Here is a 15,715-nt window from a genome sequence, read left to right on the forward strand (position 1 = left end):
GGTGTCATGGCCTCCATTGAACTCAAGCAGGTCAGCAAGATTTATCCCGGCTCGACAGCCGGGGTGAAGGACATTGATCTGAAGATCGAGGACGGCGAGTTCGTCATCTTCCTCGGGCCATCGGGCTGCGGCAAGTCAACGCTGCTGCGCTCCATTGCCGGGCTTGAAAGCATTACCGCGGGCGACATCCTCATCAATGGCGAGGTCGTCAACCACGTGGCCCCGCGTGACCGCAACATCGCGGTCGTGTTCCAGTCCTATGCGCTCTATCCGCACATGAACGTATGGCAGAACATGGCCTTCGGCCTGCGCATGCGCCACACGCCGGCTGACGAGATCGATGCCAAGGTGAAGCAGGCCGCCGAGCTTCTGGGCCTGACGCCGCTGATGCAGCGCAAGCCCTCGGCCCTCTCCGGCGGCCAGCGCCAGCGCGTCGCGCTGGGCCGCGCCATCGTGCGTGATCCGCAGGCCTTCCTGCTCGACGAGCCGTTGTCAAACCTCGATGCGCAGCTGCGCGCGGAGATGCGGTTGGAGCTCGTGCGCCTGCACCGCAAGCTTGGCCGCACCACGGTGCACGTCACCCATGACCAGGTCGAAGCCATGACCATGGGCGATCGCATCTTCATCATGAAGGATGGCCGCCTCATCCAGCAGGGTCCGCCGCTCGAGGTCTATGCCAATCCGGCAGATACCTTCGTGGCGGGCTTCCTTGCCAGCCCGCCGATGAATCTCTTGGCCGGCCGCCTGGTGGCGGAGGGCGATGGCCTCAGCTTCGTCACCGACGGTCTCAGCCTTCCCATCCCCGCCGCCTATCGCGCTGTCTATGCACCATGGGTCGGCAAGCCCGTCACCTTCGGGCTGCGCAGCGAGGACTTTCATGCAGGCCCCACCGGTGATGCCTCTGTGCCCATCGTGCTGCAGGTCGAGGCCGTCGAGGCGCTGGGGCCTGAAAACATCGTGATCGGGCGCATCGCCGGATCGGAGAAGCCCATCGCCGCACGCCTGACGCGCCATTACAGCGCACAGGCGGGCGAGATGGTGACGCTGCACGCCGATCTGATGCCAATGCATCTGTTCTCGCCGGAGAGCGGCAAGGTGATCCCCCGCCCGCGCGCTGCGGCATCTCCGCTCCGGAGGCACGCGTGAAACGCATCGGGCTCCATGCCGGCTTGTGGCTCGCGGTGGCACTCATCCTGCTGCCGCCGCTGTGGGTGCTGCGCACCAGCCTGGTGCCCGAGAGCATGGCCTACAGCACCGATGTCTTTCCCGCCTTCTCGCTGGAGAATTATCAGGGCCTGTTCGGCCAGAAGCGCTTTGGAACCTTCTACCTGAATTCGATCATCGTCGCTCTGGGCTCTGTCATCCTCGCTTTGCCCTTTGCCGCTGCCATGGGCTATGCCTTCGCACGCTTCCAGACCGGTGGCCGCTTCGGTCGCTTCCTCGTTCTCTCGCTGCAGATGCTGCCGCCCGTCGCCCTGGTGCTGCCGGCCTTCGCCATATTGCGCTCGGTCGAGCTCACGCAATCGCTGACGGGCCTCACCATCGTCTATGCCGCGCTCAACATTCCCTTCCTCGCCTGGATTCTCATGGGCTTCTTCGAGGGCATTCCAGTTGATCTCGAATGGGCGGCAATGACGGATGGCACCACCGCCTGGGGCGCCTTCTGGCGCATCGTCATCCCGGTGTCGCTGCCCGGCCTCGCGGCGGCGGGCGTGCTGGGCTTCATCCTGTCGTGGAACGAGTTCCTCTTCGCGCTTGTGCTGACGGGCTCGAAGACCGCCACCATCCCCGTGGCGCTCGCCTCGTTGCAGACATCGAACGGCATTCAGATCGGCAAGGTTTCGGCGGGGGTGGTGCTGGCCATCCTGCCGCTCATCATCGCGTCACGCTTCATCCAGCGGTTCATCGTACAGGGCCTCACCTTTGGCTCTGTCAAATAGCAAAACAGGAGAGGAAACATGTTGAAACTCAGTTCCGTGCTTGCCGCCGCCAGCCTTTTGGGGCTCGCCGCCACCTCGAGCATCGCGCACGCCGAAGGCGTGACGCTGCGCGCCCTCATGGAGGACGTGCCCGAAACCCACATCATCGAGACGCTGCTGCCCGACTTCGAGAAGCAGACTGGCATCAAGGTCGAGTTCGAGAAGGTCGGCTATGGCGACATGCATGACAAGCTGGTGCCGCAGCTGACCGCACCGCAGAGCGAATACAACCTGCTCGAGGTCGACTTCCTGTGGGCCGGCGAATTTCCCAAGGCCGGCTGGCTGACCGATCTCTCGCCGATGATTGCGGAGTCGAAGTTCGACACGGCGGGCTTCATCCCGTCGACCTTCACGCTGCTCGGCGGCACGCCCACCAGCACCTCGCTCATCCCCATGTACAACTACTCGATGGGGCTGATCTACCGCGCCGACCTGCTGGAGGACCAGAAGCTGAAGGACGCCTACAAGGCGCAGTTCGGTAAGGACCTCGCCATGCCGGCGACGCTTGACGAATATGTGCAGATCTCGAAGTTCATGAAGGCCAACGCCGGTGTTGCGGGTGCCGCCATGCAGGGCCAGCGCGGCGACCCGAACGCGATGGAGTTCTCGAACTACCTATTCTCGGCCGGCGGCAGCTACGTGAACGACAAGGGCGAGGTCACGCTCAATAGCCCCGAGGGTGCAAAGGCGCTCGCACTCTACAGCGACAACATCAACAACGGCGCCCAGCAAGGCGCGCTGTCGGCAACGCTGGACGACACGCTGCGCCTGATGTGTTCGGGTGAGGCCTTCTCCATGGTCACCTACTGGTGGATGCTGCCGCAGCTCGACAATGCCGAGAAGTGCGCAAAGGTGGCGGGCAAGGTCAAGCTCGCGCCCATGCCCGGCGGTGCCGGCGAAAGCGGCGGCTGGGGCTGGGGCATCCCGAAGAACACGACGCCGGAGGAGCAGGACGCCGCCTGGAAGTTCATCCAGTGGGTGCAGAGCCCGGAGATCGCCGTGAAGCGCGCGTTGCAGGGCCACGCACCGGTGCAGACCGCCGTCTACGAGAACGCCGACGTGCTGGCGAAGTACCCCTACTACAAGGATGCGATGGCGGTGGTCGAAGGCGGCAAGTCCTTCCCGATCTTCACCTACTCGGCCCAGTATGAGGACGTGCTCGGCACGCAGCTGCAGAACGCAGCCGGTGGCCAGTCCAAGCCCGAGGACGCGCTCAAGGCAGCAGCCGACGGCCTCTCGGACCTCATGAAGAAGTAAGCAGACAATGGCCCGGGCTCAGCGCCCGGGCCATTCCTCTTTGAAAGCAGCCCATGGACTGGTTCAGGCGGCAGGAACGGGAATGGAGAACGGGATGGGCCTTCGCGCTGCCCGGCTTTTCCGCGCTCGCCATCGTCATGGGCTTCCCGCTCGTCTATGCGCTGGTTATGTCGGTGTCCTCGCAGACGCTGCTGCACCCCGACCTCCTGCCGCTCAAGGGCCTCGACAACTTCATCACGGTGATGTCCGACCCCGGCTTCTGGGGCGCCACGTGGCTCACCGTCATCTATTCCGTCGTCACTGTCGCTGGCGAATTCGTGCTGGGCCTCGGCATCGCGCTGATGCTGAACCGCACGGTGAAGATGAAGCCCGTTTATTTTGCACTCCTTACCATCCCCATGGCCATGTCGCCGGTCAGCGTGGCGCTGATCTGGCGCATGCTGCTGCAGCCCAACCTCGGCATCGTCAACCACGTGATCGAAAGCCTCGGTGGGGCGCCCGTCGACTGGCTGGGCAATGCCAATCTGGCGCTGTGGACCATGGCAGGCATCGACATCTGGCAGCAGGTGTCCTTCGTGATCCTGATTCTTGCCGCCGGCCTCGCCTCGCTGCCGAAGGACCCCTACGAGGCAGCCGAGGTTGACGGCGCCAATGCCTGGCAGCAGTTCTGGAACATCACGCTCCCCATGCTGCGCCCGGTGGCGATGATCACGGTCGTCATCCAGCTCATCAACGAATTCCGAACCTATGACTTGCCCTATGTGCTCACCCGCGGCGGCCCGGGCACGTCCACCGAGGTCCTGAGCTTCTTCGCCTATCGCCGCGCCTTCCTTGGCCTCTCGCTGAACGAGGGTGCAACCGCCTCCTTCATGCTGCTGCTGATCGTGCTGGCGATGACGGTCGTGTTCTTCGCCCTTCTCGAGCGCAACAAGTAGACGGCAGAGGAACCTGCGCGTCGCGTATCGTGGAACGTTCAGCCTTCTCGCGACAGCGGCAGCATCAGCGTGGTGGCAAAGCACGCCGCCAACATCAGCGCCGACCCGGCAAGGCAAGCCGCTAGGCCGCCCCACTGGTACAGCAGTCCTGAGAGAAGCGTTCCCGTGAAGCGGCCGGCCGCGTTTGCGGCATAGTAGAAGCCCACGTCCTCCGCTGCCTTCTCGGAACCCGCATAGGCGAGGATCAGGTAGGAGTGCACCGATGAGTTGATGGCGAAGGCCGCCCCAAACACGGCAAGGCCTGCGACCAGAATGATATCGGGCTGAACCGGGGTGTTGGCTGCGAGTGCGAGGATGATGAGAACTGGAACGAGCGCGAGCATCGCGGACCACAGGCGCGCCGCCGGAACTTCGGCCGTGAGGCCGTCAGGGCTCCGCCTGATGACCGAGGGGGCCGAGGCCTGGGTGAGGCCGTAGAAGATCGTCCATAGCGCCATGAAGGCGCCCACCATGGTGAAGGTCCAGCCATTGGCATAGAGGAAGACCGGCACGCCCACGACGAACCATACGTCGCGCGCACCGAACAGGAAGATGCGGGCCGCCGCGAGGAGGTTGATCGCCCTCGACTTGCCGAACAGCTCGCGCGCGGAGGAACTTGCCTTGCTCTTTCCCATCATCGGCGGCAGCGAACGCACGACGCCCACGAGCACCAGCGCCAGCATCAGCGCCATCAGCCACAATGAGTAGCGGAAGCCCAGCAGCTGGAGGAGAACGCCGCCGAGGAAGAAGCCCAGCCCCTTCATGGCGTTCTTCGAGCCGGTGAACCAGGCGACCCAGCGGAACAGCCGGCCTTCCGCGTCCTCGGCGCGGGCCTCCTTCTCGGCCAGCTTGATGGCCGACTTGGAGGCTGTCTTGGTGAGGTCCTTTGCAACACCGCAAATGCCCTGCGCGAGCACCACCCATGCTACTGATGCGGCGGCCGACCATTCGGGCGACAGGGAGGAGAGGATGAGGAAGCCGGTAATCTGGGTGGAAAGCCCGACTGTCAGCATCCGCGTGATGCCGAAGCGGGTGGCAAGCCAACCGCCGATGAAATTGGCCGCGATCCCTGCTGCTTCATAAAGCAGGAACAGGAATGACAGCACGAAGGGTGAATAGCCCAGGTGGAAGAAATGCAGCAGCACCAGCATGCGCAGCGCGCCGTCGGTCAGGGTGAAGCCCCAGTAGGCGGCCGTGACAATGGCGTAGTTGCGTGCGCCGGGCGTCATCAGATCCCGGCCTCGCGGATGATGCAGGCGAGATCGACCATGCGGCAGGCATAGCCCATCTCGTTGTCGTACCAGGCATAGACCTTGAGCAGCGTGTCGTCGGTGACCAGCGTTGACAGCCCGTCGATGATGGAAGAGCGCGTGTCGCGCGCATAGTCGATCGACACCAGCGGTCGCGGCTCATAGCCAAGGATACCGGCGAGCGGCCCCCTGGCGGCATCAGCGAACAGGGCGTTGACCTCGTCCCTCGTGGTTGAGCGTGAAAGCTCAAACACACAGTCGGTGAGCGAGGCATTGAGCACGGGCGCCCGCACGGCATGGCCGTCAAGCTTGCCCTTGAGCTCAGGGTAGATGAGGGCGATCGCCGTCGCACTGCCCGTCGTCGTTGGCTGCAGTGACAACATGGCGGAGCGGGCCCGGCGAAGATCCTTGTGGGGTGCGTCGGTCACCACGTTGGTGTTGGTCGGATCATGGATCGTGGTGATCTGGCCATGGCGAATGCCAAGCGCCTCGTGAATGACCTTGACCACGGGTGCCAGGCAGTTGGTGGTGCAGGATGCCGCCGTAACGATCGGATGCTTCGCGCGATCATAGAGATGATGGTTCACACCGACCACGACGTTGAGAACATCTGGCTCCTTGACAGGCGCCGCAACGATGACCCGCTTGGCCCCGCGCTTCAGGTGACCATCGAGTGTTGCGTGGTTAAGGAACTTGCCACTGCATTCGAGCACCACGTCGACACCCAAGTCTCCCCATGGAATGTCGGCGGCAGTGGGCAGGGCAGAAAATCCGAGCTTTCGTTCGCCGATGCGAATGGTGTCTTCGCCTTCGGAGCTGATGCTGGCGCGCCATCGCCCCTGCACGGAGTCGAACTCGAGAAGATGTGCTGTGGCGGGAGCTCCTCCCTTGATCTCGTTGAGGTGGACGACGTCAAACCGGTTGCCACGGCGCGGATCATCGTCACCGCGTTCGGCTGCTCCCAGGGCTGCCCGCAGGGCCAGCCGCCCGATGCGGCCCATTCCGTTGATCCCGACGCGCATGGTCATCTCCGTCACTTCGTGTGGTGCTGTTGGTGGAGCATGCCCAGATCATGGGGTTGGACGGCACCGATAGGGTGGCTTCCCGTGCTGAAGGCTGTGGATCTGCCGCTACCGGCCTTGTTCGGGACTTCCTCTCCGACGATCAAACGTCCAGAGCTGCCTTGGCACAGGAGGAAGATATTGTAGCTCCGCTCATTCACAGCATGCTCCCGAGTTCGAACAGGACTTGGAAATCTCGTCGATGAGGGGTGCGCATAGCTCCGGCTGGCCGTTGCAGCAGTCCTTGAGCAGGAACATCACAAGCTTCCGCATCGTCTTGAGCTCGACCCGATAGATCATGGTGCGGCTTTGGCGCTCCACCGAGACGAGCCCTGCCCGCGCAAGAATGGCGAGATGGGTCGACATGGTGTTATGCGGAACGTCGAGCCTCCGGGCGATCTCACCTGCAGGGAGGCCATCCGGCTCCTGTTTCACGAGCAGCCGGAATGCCTCGAGCCGGGTAGGTTGCGAGAGGGCGGAGAAGGCTTCGATGGCGAGATCTGGTTTCATCTGTCGAGAATTATCGACGGGTTTTGTGACAGTCAATTGACGAGCTGCTATCCTATCCGCCGCAGCAGGGGGACATCGTGGAACAATCATTGCTGGTGAACGCTCCGGCCTGGCTCACGGCCAACGCCGTCATTCCTTTCATCCCCGTCGTGGCGGTGCTCATCGGCGCGCTCATTGCGCTGTGGCGGCGGCCAGGCGAAGGGCTGTCATCGGCAATCCAGCACTTCGCCGCGGGCGTCGTCTTCGCTGCCGCGGCCGCCGAAATCCTGCCGCAGGTGAAGCATGAGGGTGCGATCATCCCCACCGCCATTGGCGGCATGCTGGGTGTTGCGACCATGCTGGCAATCAAGAAACTCGAGGAGAGCTGGAAGGGTCCGGCGGGCATGCTGTCTGCCATTGGCATCGATCTGTTCGTCGATGGCGTCGTCCTCGGCCTGGCCTTCCTCGCGGGCGAAAAGGCCGGCTTCCTGCTGGCCTTTGCCCTGACGCTGGAAGTCCTGTTCCTGGGGCTCACACTCACGACCGAGCTTTCCGAGGTCGTTTCCTCACGGATCAAGGTGCTGGCGGTGACCGTCGGCCTGGCGTTGCTGCTGCCGTTGGGATCCTTCCTGGCGACACCCGTCGGGCATCTGCCGCCTGACTGGATCATAGGCTTCCTGGCCTTCGGCCTGATGGCGCTGCTGTACCTGGTGACTGAGGAGCTGCTTGTCGACGCGCATGAAAAGCCAGACACGCCGCTGATCTCGGCCATGTTCTTTGTCGGCTTCCTTGGTCTCTTGCTGATCGAGGAAGCGTTGTAACTCCTCGACGGCGTATCTTGCCGAGGCCTCTTGCTGAGCTTGTGACGTCACTCGCAGAGCAGACGTCAGGGCAACAATCTGGGCCGTTCATCCGCCCGCGCCTGCGTCGCAAACTTTTAAGAGAGCAGCGCTACAGCCTGTAGCTTCGCTTCGCCAGCCCATGGGCGAGGTCTGCGGCAAGCACCTGGGCCTCAGCCTCGTCAAGCCTGTGCTCGGCGACCCGGTTCGCGAGGAACGAGCAGTCGCAGCGCCGCGCCATGTCGTGCCTGGCCGGAATGGAGAGATAGGCGCGCGTGTCGTCGTTGAAGCCCACGGTGTTGTAGAAGCCTGCAGTCTCGGTTGTCAGTTCCCGGAAGCGGCGCATGCCGTCCGGGCTGTCGAAGAACCACCACGCCGGGCCAAGGCGGAGCGCGGGGTAGTGCCCGGCAAGCGGCGCCAGCTCCCGGCTATAGGCTGTTTCATCCAGCGTGAAGAGAATGAGTGTGAGCCGTGGGTCATTGCCCAGTTCGTCGAGCAACGGCTTCAATGCATGCACGTAATCGGTTGGGGTCGGTATGTCGGCCCCGATATCAGGACCGAACGCCGAGAACAGCGCGGAATTATGATTGCGGAAGGAGCCCGGATGCAGCTGCATGACGAGGCCGTCATCAAGGCTCATGCGCGCCATTTCGGTCAGAAGCAGGGCCCGGAACAGCTCTGCGTCCTCGGTGCTGACATCGGGCCTCAGGACCCGGCTGAACAGCTGCTCGGCGGCCACGCGGTCGAGGTTGGCCGTCCGGGCGGTGGGGTGTCCGTGATCGCTCGCAGTCGCGCCCCGCCTCTTGAAGTAGTGGCGGCGGGACCGATGAGCCTCGAGGTAGCCCGCCCATGTCATGGGCGCGCTGGCAATGGCGTTAAAGGCCTCAACATCGGCAGCGAAACCCTTGCGGCTTGGGTCGACCACGGCATCGGGGCGGTAGGTCGGAACCACGCGGCCGCTCCAGCCGGATTGCCTTATGGCATCGTGGTGGCTGAGGTCGTCCAGGGCAGCATCTGTCGTTGCGATCACGTCGATATTGAAGCGCTCGAAGAGTGCCCGCGGCCGAAATGCCGGGCGCGCCAGAAGGTCATTGACCTGGTCGTATATGCGGTCTGCGCTTTCGGCTGTGAGCCGCTCCCGAACGGAGAAGGTATCGTGCAGGGACTGCTCGATCCACATGCGGGTCGGGGTTCCCCTGAACAGATGAAAGTGCTCCGCAAAGAGTCGCCAGATCTTGCGCGGATCAGCTTCCACGGGCTCGCCATCCCGCCGCCTGATGCCCAGCCTCTCCAGTGGAACGCCCTGAGAGTAGAGCATGCGGAACACATAATGGTCGGGTGCGACGAACAGCGCTGCAGGGTCGCTGAAATTCTTATTCGTCGCAAACCACCTCGGATCGGTATGGCCGTGCGGCGATATGATGGGGAGATCTGAAACGGACGCGTAAAGTCGACGCGCTATCGCGCGAACCCCGGCATCTGGCGGAAACAGCCGGTCTGGATGCAAAGCAAGTGTTCCCAAGCTCGGAATCTCCTCATTCTGTTCGTCCGTATTCATTCCGGCAATATCTAGAGCAACTCCTCCGCAAGAACGGCGATGTGTTCAGGCCCAATGCCGCAGCAGCCGCCGAAGATCGAGGCGCCCAGGCTCTGCCAGTCGCGCGACTTGTCGAGAAGGACGGCGGGCGGAATGACGTCGATGAAGAGCCAGTCGGGCGACTGGAAGTAGCCGCATTCCGGATAGGTGCCGATCGGGCCGCTCCAGTGCTTGCGCAGGATGCTGATGGCTTCATCCGTATCGTTGGGCGAGGTGTGCATGACGGACATGACGTCGGGCTTCAGCGCGGCAAGCGCCGCCACGATGTCCTCATAAAGGCAGTCCGCGCGGCCCCAGCCGCGGAGCGTGCCATCGGCATCGCGCTCCGTCGATATGCCAATCCAGACCGGGAGACCGGTCTCCAGCGCGGACTGAGAGGCCCAGACGGCGTAGTCGGTGTCGCGCATCAGTTCCATCATGATGAAGTCGACACCGGCATCCTTGAGGATCGCGGCCTTGTTGCGGAACAGCTGGCGTGCCTCTGCTTCTGTCCAGCCAAGGGAGAGATCATTGCGATCAGACCCGATGGCCATCGGCCGCATCGTCGACATCGAACCTGCCACGGCAACCTGGGTTCCGCTCGCGGCCTCCTTGGCCACGCGGACGGCGGCGTTGTCGACAGCCGCGAGTTCATGGTCGCGTCCGAGGTGATGGAAGACGAGCGCACTTGAGGCGAAAGTATTGGCCGTTATGACGTCCGCACCTGCCTTGATGTAATCCTGGTGGACAGCCTTGACGATCTCCGGATGCGTGAGGTTGGCTTCCGCACACCAGGTCTCGCCACTCATCGGCGCGCCACGCCTCTGGATGTCGGTTCCGGTTCCACCGTCCAGAATGATGGTTTCACCGCGGGATAGTTTTTCAGCGAGTAGCCTGTAGTTTGCCGACATGAAAAGTCTCCGGACCCTGTGTGCTGCTGTTCAATATTCTATACGAAACTCGGATGTTCAAGGCGAGCTGAACTCTTGTGCACCCTCGGCGTGCTTCACGGCACTTCGATCACCATCATCACGGTCACTCAGCGGCGAGCGAGCCAGCGACGTTATCGATCAGCCAGACCGTGAGTTGTCCGACATCGGACAACTGGCCCGGGTTGGCGTCGCAGCGAAACGCGATGCAGCCATCTGGCCGCACCACATGGAACGTGGTCCGCGGCGCATTCCATGCGAGGGCATCGCCAGCTGCAACCACCATTCACCCGCCTCGCCCTGTTCGAAGGTGCGTGACTGGCTGGCTTGCACATTTTGCCTCGGCATATCACCAGACGCTTCAACGCAGGGTGGGAGAGTGAGCATGGCAAAGCAGGTTGCGAGGGTTTTTACTGATCTGTTGCCGCGTAATCCTGTCCCACTGTCTGCAATACTTTGCGCGATACTGATGCTGGCACCAGCCATCAGCAGTTCCAGGGCAGACAGCCCGGCGGCGCCGTCGGCTGTCTCGGCGGAGGAAGCTCCGGCGCCTGAGCCAGCGCCGACCACGACCATTGATCCGGCTGTGGCGCTTGACGATCTCGAGATCATGCTGGAGCCAAAGACACGAGCCGAAATGGAAACCGAGGCCAAGGCCTGGTTCGCCTTGCTCTGCGCCAAGGTCAGCGAAATCAGCCTGGCCGAGCTGGCAGTGCACCGCAAGAACCGCGAGATCGCGCAGCTGGCGAAGGAAAGGGCTGCTGGAGAGGTGCTGGCGCAAGCTGCCCAGGAAGCGAAAGCCAAGCAGGACAGCGCGGACGTGACAGCAGCTGAGAAGACCGCTGCGGCAGAACGACTTGCGGCGGCGCAGCAGGACCTCGCCAAGACGGTGGACTCTGCCCAGAAGCAGGCAGCCAGTGATCAGGAACAGGCGACAGCGGCAGCGAGCGTTGCCAGTGCAAAAATGCCGAGGCCGCAAAGGTCTCGTCCGCCGCGAGCCAGGAGGCTGGAAAGACCAGCGACGTCACGGATGTCGTGGCTGCCTCAGTGGCGCAGAAAGCTGCCGAACCTGGCAGTGACCCGGAAGCCGCCACCTCCATGGCGAAGGATGCCTCGGCGGCAGATGCCGTCAAGTTACTTGCGGCTTCCGGAGAGAGTTCTGCAGCCGCAACATCAGCCGATCAGACGTCCTCCAAGGTTGAACAGCTTTCTGCGAAGGCCAGTGAGGCAACCGGGGCCAAGACCGACGTCAAGGTGGCTCTCGTGGATCTCAGCACCAAGCTGACAAGCGAGCGGACAGCACTCGCCGACCGTTTGAAGCTGGTCCTCGACAAGTGGGAACTCAAGGGTGGGGATCCGGTCGAGTGTCGCCAGTACATCTTGTCGCTCAGTGGCTTCAAGATCGATGTCTCTGACCAGACGGCGACCTGGGCGCGGACCAAGGCCTGGCTTGTCGCTGACGAGGGCGGATTGCGCTGGTCGCGGAACCTCGGCATTTTCTTCGGTTATGTGCTGGGTGCACTGATTGTCGCGTGGATCGTCCGCAGGATTCTCCGGCGCGTGATGAGCGTGACCAATGTCTCATCCAATCTGCTGCGTGACTTCGTCGTTTCGATGTCGGGTCGTGCAATCGTCTTCTTTGGTGTTCTGCTCAGACTGTCGGCACTGGAGTTCAATCTGTCCCCAATCCTTGCAGCGGTGGGCGCTGCCGGCTTTGTTGTTGCCTTTGCTCTTCAAGGCACGCTCAGCAACTTTGCGAGCGGCCTGCTGATCATGGTGAACAAGCCTTTCGACGTCGGCGATGTCGTCGAAATCGGTTCGGGCATCAAGGGCAAGGTGAAGTCTGTCACGATTTTCAGCACCGTGATCGAGAAGGATGATGGGCTGACCATGATTGTTCCCAACAATACGGTCTGGAGTGGCGTCATAACCAACCACTCGACAAGCGCCACCAGCAATCCGAGCGCAACTGCCTGAAGCCATTGAATTGCCGAGCGACTGCGCCTGGCGTGAATAGCTGTCACTGGCACATATGCGCCATTGGCTGCAAAGATCGCCTGCGCTACATCTTGGTCTCAAATGAAACGGACAAGGGTGTACGGCAGCCATGCAGTGCGGATGGATTGCGCAGGCGGGATCGTATCGGCAGTTTCCGGAACTCGTTGGTGAACAGAAGACGGACTGGCTGATCGTCGGCGGCGGGTTCACGGGGCTTTCCGCCGCGCGTGAACTTGCCGGGCGCCGGCCGAACGACCGCATCATCCTCATCGATGCACAGCGCATTGCGCAAGGTGCTTCCGCCAGAAACTCGGGCTTCAATGTTGGCTATGATTTGCCCGAGTTCGGAGCAGAAGGTTCCGCCGAGGCCATGGCGACATTTCTGGCCCAGACGGAAATCGACAGGGCCGGTGCGCTGGAGAACGAACGCCTGGTCAACACCCTCGGCATCGACTGCGATTTCAGAGCCGATGGTTTTTTCTATGCCGCCCATGAGGGTGAGCGCTTGGGCAAGGTCGAAGCCTATGCCGAAGTCCTCACCCGGGTCGGCGCCACCGCGCGTATTCTCGAGGCCGATGACTGCCGGACGCGCTTCGGCACCGGCTTCTATTCCAGGGCGTTGTGGATCGGCGGTGGTGGCAACGGGTTCCTGCAACCCGCCAAGTTCAGCAAAGGCCTTGTCGACACCATGCCGGCTGGTGTGGAGCTTTATGAAAACACGCCAGCCATTGGCCTTCAGCCGACTTCAGGCGGTGGTGCGGTGGTTGACGTTGCCAAGGGACGCATCAAGGCGTCGCGCGTCATCCTGGCGTTGAATGCGTTCCTGCCGCGGTTCGGCTACAAGAAATACCGGATGATGCCGCTGGCGCTCACCGCCAGCCTGACGCGCCCGCTGACACCGCAAGAAGACATGCGCATCGGTCGTCCACCGGCCTGGGCGGTGCTCTGCCCGATCAAGGGAGGCACGACAGCGCGCCTCACCGTCGACCGGCGTATCCTGATCCGCAACACCGTTGAATACCGGCCCGAGGGCCTGACAGCGGCGGACGTGAGCGCGCGTCGCCCCACCCACATGATCGCCTTGCAGCGAAGGTTCCCGTGGTTGACGGAGGCCGACCTGGAATACAGCTGGACTGGCACCATGGCAGGCAGCCGTGGATACCGCTTCCTGCTCGACCAGGTGCATGCCGGTGTGGTTCTGGCAGGGTGCTGCAATGGCAACGGCGTTTCGCGCTTGAGCATGCTAGGCCGTCTGGCCGCACGGTTGGCGCTGGGTGAACAGGACAAACTGCTCAGCGTGGCGTTGTCCATGGAAAAGCCGGGTGTGCTGCCCCCCGATCCATTCCTGCGAATGGGCGTGGCTCTCAGCTTCGCGCTCGACCGGTCAAGGGCCGCTGCTGAACTTTAGTCCTCGATCTTCCCGCCGCGACCTTGGGCCTGAGGTAGCTCAGTTCAATGGCCGTCCCCGAGGCGTATTGCATGCGGAGGAAGGTTGCCTGCGGCCTGACGGAGATTGAATGCCGTCTGCAGTGACGCCGCCCTGATTGAGTGGGCCTTTCATGAAGGCGATCGTGTCGTCCAGCCCTGATCGGCATTGTGCGCAACGGATCGCTCGGCGCCACGGTCGAAGTCGGCATGGCGGCGAGCCCAGCATCACATAGCCGTGCCGGCGGAGATCCTGGCTATAAGATTCTTTTGTCTGCCTTTCCGATGAGCCCCAGGGCCGTGGCGATTGCCACGGCATGGGCCTTTGTCTGCGCACCCAGTTTCCGCTCGCCCTTTGCCAGATACATGGCCACGGCGGATTCGCTTACACCGAGGACATTGGCCGTTCGCTTTGCCGTAAGGCCGCTAGCCGCCAGTCTCAGTACCTCAAGTTCGCGTTGGCTGAGTTCGTGTTTCATCGGTTATCAGTGTCTGGAATCCCCGTCCGCGAGCACGGTGAGGAAAGACCCTTCTCCACGCAGTATCGCTTGACTCTCTCAAGCGGAGCGCCGCCGGCACTGGCAGCAGAGTAGAATGGTTGCCACGGGCCGCCTTCCGAGCACTGGCGGGCAATGTCAGGAGGTCGTTGTTGTCGTGACTACCGGCCGACCCGGGCGACGATGGCATCAACGCCCTGTTCAACAGAAACCATGCGCTGAATTGGCGATTCTCGTCCAAGCCCACTCGCTATCTCGGAAAGTCTATGGCAATTCGAGTATGCGATATTCATGATTTTGCGGCCGAGGCCAAGTCGTGTCAGTGCAAAGGGCTGTAATTGACCGAGAGCCGTATCCAACCACTTGTAGGCATAAACCTTCAGCCGATGGGAGCGATGTCGCTGGAGCCTTGCCCTGATAGTCGATGCAAGTAAGCTAAGATCTGCTTCGAGGTACGATGATGACATCACCTTAGTCTCCTGTCGGCTTCGATATGAAAGATCATATACTATTTTGCGGTAAGCACCTATGCGTAGATACGCTTATTCATACGTATTAATTTCAAGAGGCTCATATATAAAATCTGCTAAATATATGAGATCTACTATAGTACTTATTATCGTGCTTGAGGCTCAAGGCGGTTCGATCCCACATTCACATGGATTCCTGGGAGTCCCTCAAGCCACCGTTCTTGGGGGCGGCGTAGAATTCACCCGGAAACTTTCACTTCCCTTTGGCATTTCATTCCGTGAGCGTGCTTGGTACCGACGAGCGACATCTTTGGGCACTCATGATGCCAAGCCCAGATGCTGGCTCGGTGGCCGAGAAGAGCAACGTGCGAGACTGAGCAAAGGGACCGCTCTGAGCAGCAGAAAGGCAATACCCGCCACGCACCTTCGGCCGATCACCTGCCCGCCTTCCGGCGCCCGGGCATCACGGGCATCGGGGCCACCCTCCGTCATACCCCGAGCGACATCAGCGCATCGCGCAGCGATCTCAGAATAACCAAACATCGACTTGATTTGTGCCAGCTGAGAGACGCTGACCCTGCCGCGCTGACGACAATCAGTCGACTCAGTCGGTCGTCTTCAACGAGCAGCGCCCAAGGCGCATCTCAATTCCCATTTCCGGGAAGCATAAAGATGGAAGTGGGTGTCTCAATATTGGAGTTCGTTGGCGCACCATGCGGAATAAAGATGCGAACTCGTATATCGTTGAAATTGCGTTCTAAACGTGGGGATGTATCAGTCTTGGACAACCAACGTTGGGTGGTTCACCATCTTGCTGACCGGCTGACTGCGGCCTCCCATTCGTTTTACGCCCCCGTAGCCCATTGCGAGGCGCTAACCTCCGTCCACGACGCTGTTTTACATGTATCAGGAGCCCCACATGAGCCATCCCGCCATCAAGCCCGGAAACACCGCCGTCATCACCGGAGGCG

13 protein-coding genes are annotated in these 15,715 nt (G+C 61.9%); 7 read left to right on the plus strand and 6 right to left on the minus strand.

Features of this window, described 5'->3' with window-relative positions:
* The first annotated feature begins 6 nt into the window (after positions 1-6).
* The 4 genes from ugpC to WCJ41_RS04125 are packed head-to-tail and all read left to right on the plus strand — an operon-like array spanning position 7 to position 4,171.
* Positions 7-1,146: a sn-glycerol-3-phosphate ABC transporter ATP-binding protein UgpC gene (ugpC, locus tag WCJ41_RS04110; protein ID WP_336904561.1), complete on the plus strand. Its 1,140-nt coding sequence runs from the start codon at positions 7-9 to the stop codon at positions 1,144-1,146.
* Complete coding sequence (locus WCJ41_RS04115) at positions 1,143-1,940, plus strand: carbohydrate ABC transporter permease (protein ID WP_336904562.1); 798 nt, start codon at positions 1,143-1,145, stop codon at positions 1,938-1,940. The genes ugpC and WCJ41_RS04115 overlap by 4 nt, the downstream gene beginning before the upstream one ends.
* Positions 1,941-1,958: 18 nt before the next feature.
* Complete coding sequence (locus WCJ41_RS04120; protein ID WP_336904563.1) at positions 1,959-3,236, plus strand: extracellular solute-binding protein; 1,278 nt, start codon at positions 1,959-1,961, stop codon at positions 3,234-3,236.
* A 53-nt stretch (positions 3,237-3,289) separates the two neighbouring features.
* A complete protein-coding gene (locus tag WCJ41_RS04125; protein WP_336904564.1) occupies positions 3,290-4,171 on the plus strand; it encodes a sugar ABC transporter permease in 882 nt (293 codons plus the stop codon).
* A 38-nt stretch (positions 4,172-4,209) separates the two neighbouring features.
* Here WCJ41_RS04125 and arsJ read toward each other — a convergent pair whose 3' ends face one another.
* The 3 genes from arsJ to WCJ41_RS04140 all read right to left on the minus strand — a co-directional run bounded on the left by arsJ (position 4,210) and on the right by WCJ41_RS04140 (position 7,031).
* The gene (arsJ, locus tag WCJ41_RS04130) at positions 4,210-5,439 is read right to left on the minus strand and encodes an organoarsenical effux MFS transporter ArsJ (protein ID WP_336904565.1); all 1,230 of its coding nucleotides are present in this window, start codon (positions 5,437-5,439) and stop codon (positions 4,210-4,212) included.
* Entirely contained in the window at positions 5,439-6,482 is a 1,044-nt protein-coding gene (locus WCJ41_RS04135) for an ArsJ-associated glyceraldehyde-3-phosphate dehydrogenase (protein ID WP_336904566.1), read from the minus strand. The genes arsJ and WCJ41_RS04135 overlap by 1 nt, the downstream gene beginning before the upstream one ends.
* A 192-nt stretch (positions 6,483-6,674) precedes the next feature.
* Entirely contained in the window at positions 6,675-7,031 is a 357-nt protein-coding gene (locus tag WCJ41_RS04140) for a metalloregulator ArsR/SmtB family transcription factor (protein WP_336904567.1), read from the minus strand.
* Between the two features lie 131 nt (positions 7,032-7,162).
* Here WCJ41_RS04140 and WCJ41_RS04145 point away from each other — a divergent pair, with 131 nt between their 5' ends.
* The gene (locus WCJ41_RS04145) at positions 7,163-7,831 is read left to right on the plus strand and encodes a transporter (RefSeq protein WP_336904576.1); all 669 of its coding nucleotides are present in this window, start codon (positions 7,163-7,165) and stop codon (positions 7,829-7,831) included.
* A 130-nt stretch (positions 7,832-7,961) separates the two neighbouring features.
* On the opposite strand, the gene uxaC is transcribed toward WCJ41_RS04145, so the two are convergent.
* From uxaC to WCJ41_RS04160, 3 genes are all read right to left on the minus strand, one after another.
* Entirely contained in the window at positions 7,962-9,407 is a 1,446-nt protein-coding gene (gene uxaC, locus WCJ41_RS04150; protein ID WP_336904568.1) for a glucuronate isomerase, read from the minus strand.
* Positions 9,408-9,418: 11 nt separating this feature from the next.
* Positions 9,419-10,336, minus strand: a complete 918-nt coding sequence (locus tag WCJ41_RS04155; protein WP_336904569.1) for a homocysteine S-methyltransferase family protein — start codon at positions 10,334-10,336, stop codon at positions 9,419-9,421.
* Positions 10,337-10,460: 124 nt separating this feature from the next.
* Complete coding sequence (locus WCJ41_RS04160) at positions 10,461-10,640, minus strand: hypothetical protein (protein WP_336904570.1); 180 nt, start codon at positions 10,638-10,640, stop codon at positions 10,461-10,463.
* Positions 10,641-11,452: 812 nt separating this feature from the next.
* Here WCJ41_RS04160 and WCJ41_RS04165 point away from each other — a divergent pair.
* Together WCJ41_RS04165 and WCJ41_RS04170 are read left to right on the plus strand one after the other, a co-directional pair.
* Positions 11,453-12,331, plus strand: a complete 879-nt coding sequence (locus WCJ41_RS04165; protein ID WP_336904571.1) for a mechanosensitive ion channel family protein — start codon at positions 11,453-11,455, stop codon at positions 12,329-12,331.
* A gap of 130 nt (positions 12,332-12,461) precedes the next feature.
* Positions 12,462-13,760: an FAD-dependent oxidoreductase gene (locus WCJ41_RS04170; RefSeq protein WP_336904572.1), complete on the plus strand. Its 1,299-nt coding sequence runs from the start codon at positions 12,462-12,464 to the stop codon at positions 13,758-13,760.
* The last annotated feature ends 1,955 nt before the right edge of the window (positions 13,761-15,715 follow it).

The organism is Aestuariivirga sp., assembly GCF_037139295.1.
Classification (GTDB): Bacteria; Pseudomonadota; Alphaproteobacteria; order Rhizobiales; family Aestuariivirgaceae; genus Aestuariivirga.

What these genes read in the sequence shown, in the direction of transcription:
- arsJ (WP_336904565.1), bottom strand. Translation starts at nt 5,439, where the DNA reads ATGACGCCCGGCGCACGCAACTACGCCATTGTCACGGCCGCCTACTGG.
- WCJ41_RS04125 (WP_336904564.1), top strand. Translation starts at nt 3,290, where the DNA reads ATGGACTGGTTCAGGCGGCAGGAACGGGAATGGAGAACGGGATGGGCC.
- WCJ41_RS04165 (WP_336904571.1), top strand. Translation starts at nt 11,453, where the DNA reads ATGGCGAAGGATGCCTCGGCGGCAGATGCCGTCAAGTTACTTGCGGCT.
- WCJ41_RS04170 (WP_336904572.1), top strand. Translation starts at nt 12,462, where the DNA reads ATGCAGTGCGGATGGATTGCGCAGGCGGGATCGTATCGGCAGTTTCCG.
- WCJ41_RS04135 (WP_336904566.1), bottom strand. Translation starts at nt 6,482, where the DNA reads ATGCGCGTCGGGATCAACGGAATGGGCCGCATCGGGCGGCTGGCCCTG.
- WCJ41_RS04140 (WP_336904567.1), bottom strand. Translation starts at nt 7,031, where the DNA reads ATGAAACCAGATCTCGCCATCGAAGCCTTCTCCGCCCTCTCGCAACCT.
- WCJ41_RS04120 (WP_336904563.1), top strand. Translation starts at nt 1,959, where the DNA reads ATGTTGAAACTCAGTTCCGTGCTTGCCGCCGCCAGCCTTTTGGGGCTC.
- uxaC (WP_336904568.1), bottom strand. Translation starts at nt 9,407, where the DNA reads ATGAATACGGACGAACAGAATGAGGAGATTCCGAGCTTGGGAACACTT.
- WCJ41_RS04155 (WP_336904569.1), bottom strand. Translation starts at nt 10,336, where the DNA reads ATGTCGGCAAACTACAGGCTACTCGCTGAAAAACTATCCCGCGGTGAA.
- ugpC (WP_336904561.1), top strand. Translation starts at nt 7, where the DNA reads ATGGCCTCCATTGAACTCAAGCAGGTCAGCAAGATTTATCCCGGCTCG.
- WCJ41_RS04160 (WP_336904570.1), bottom strand. Translation starts at nt 10,640, where the DNA reads ATGGTGGTTGCAGCTGGCGATGCCCTCGCATGGAATGCGCCGCGGACC.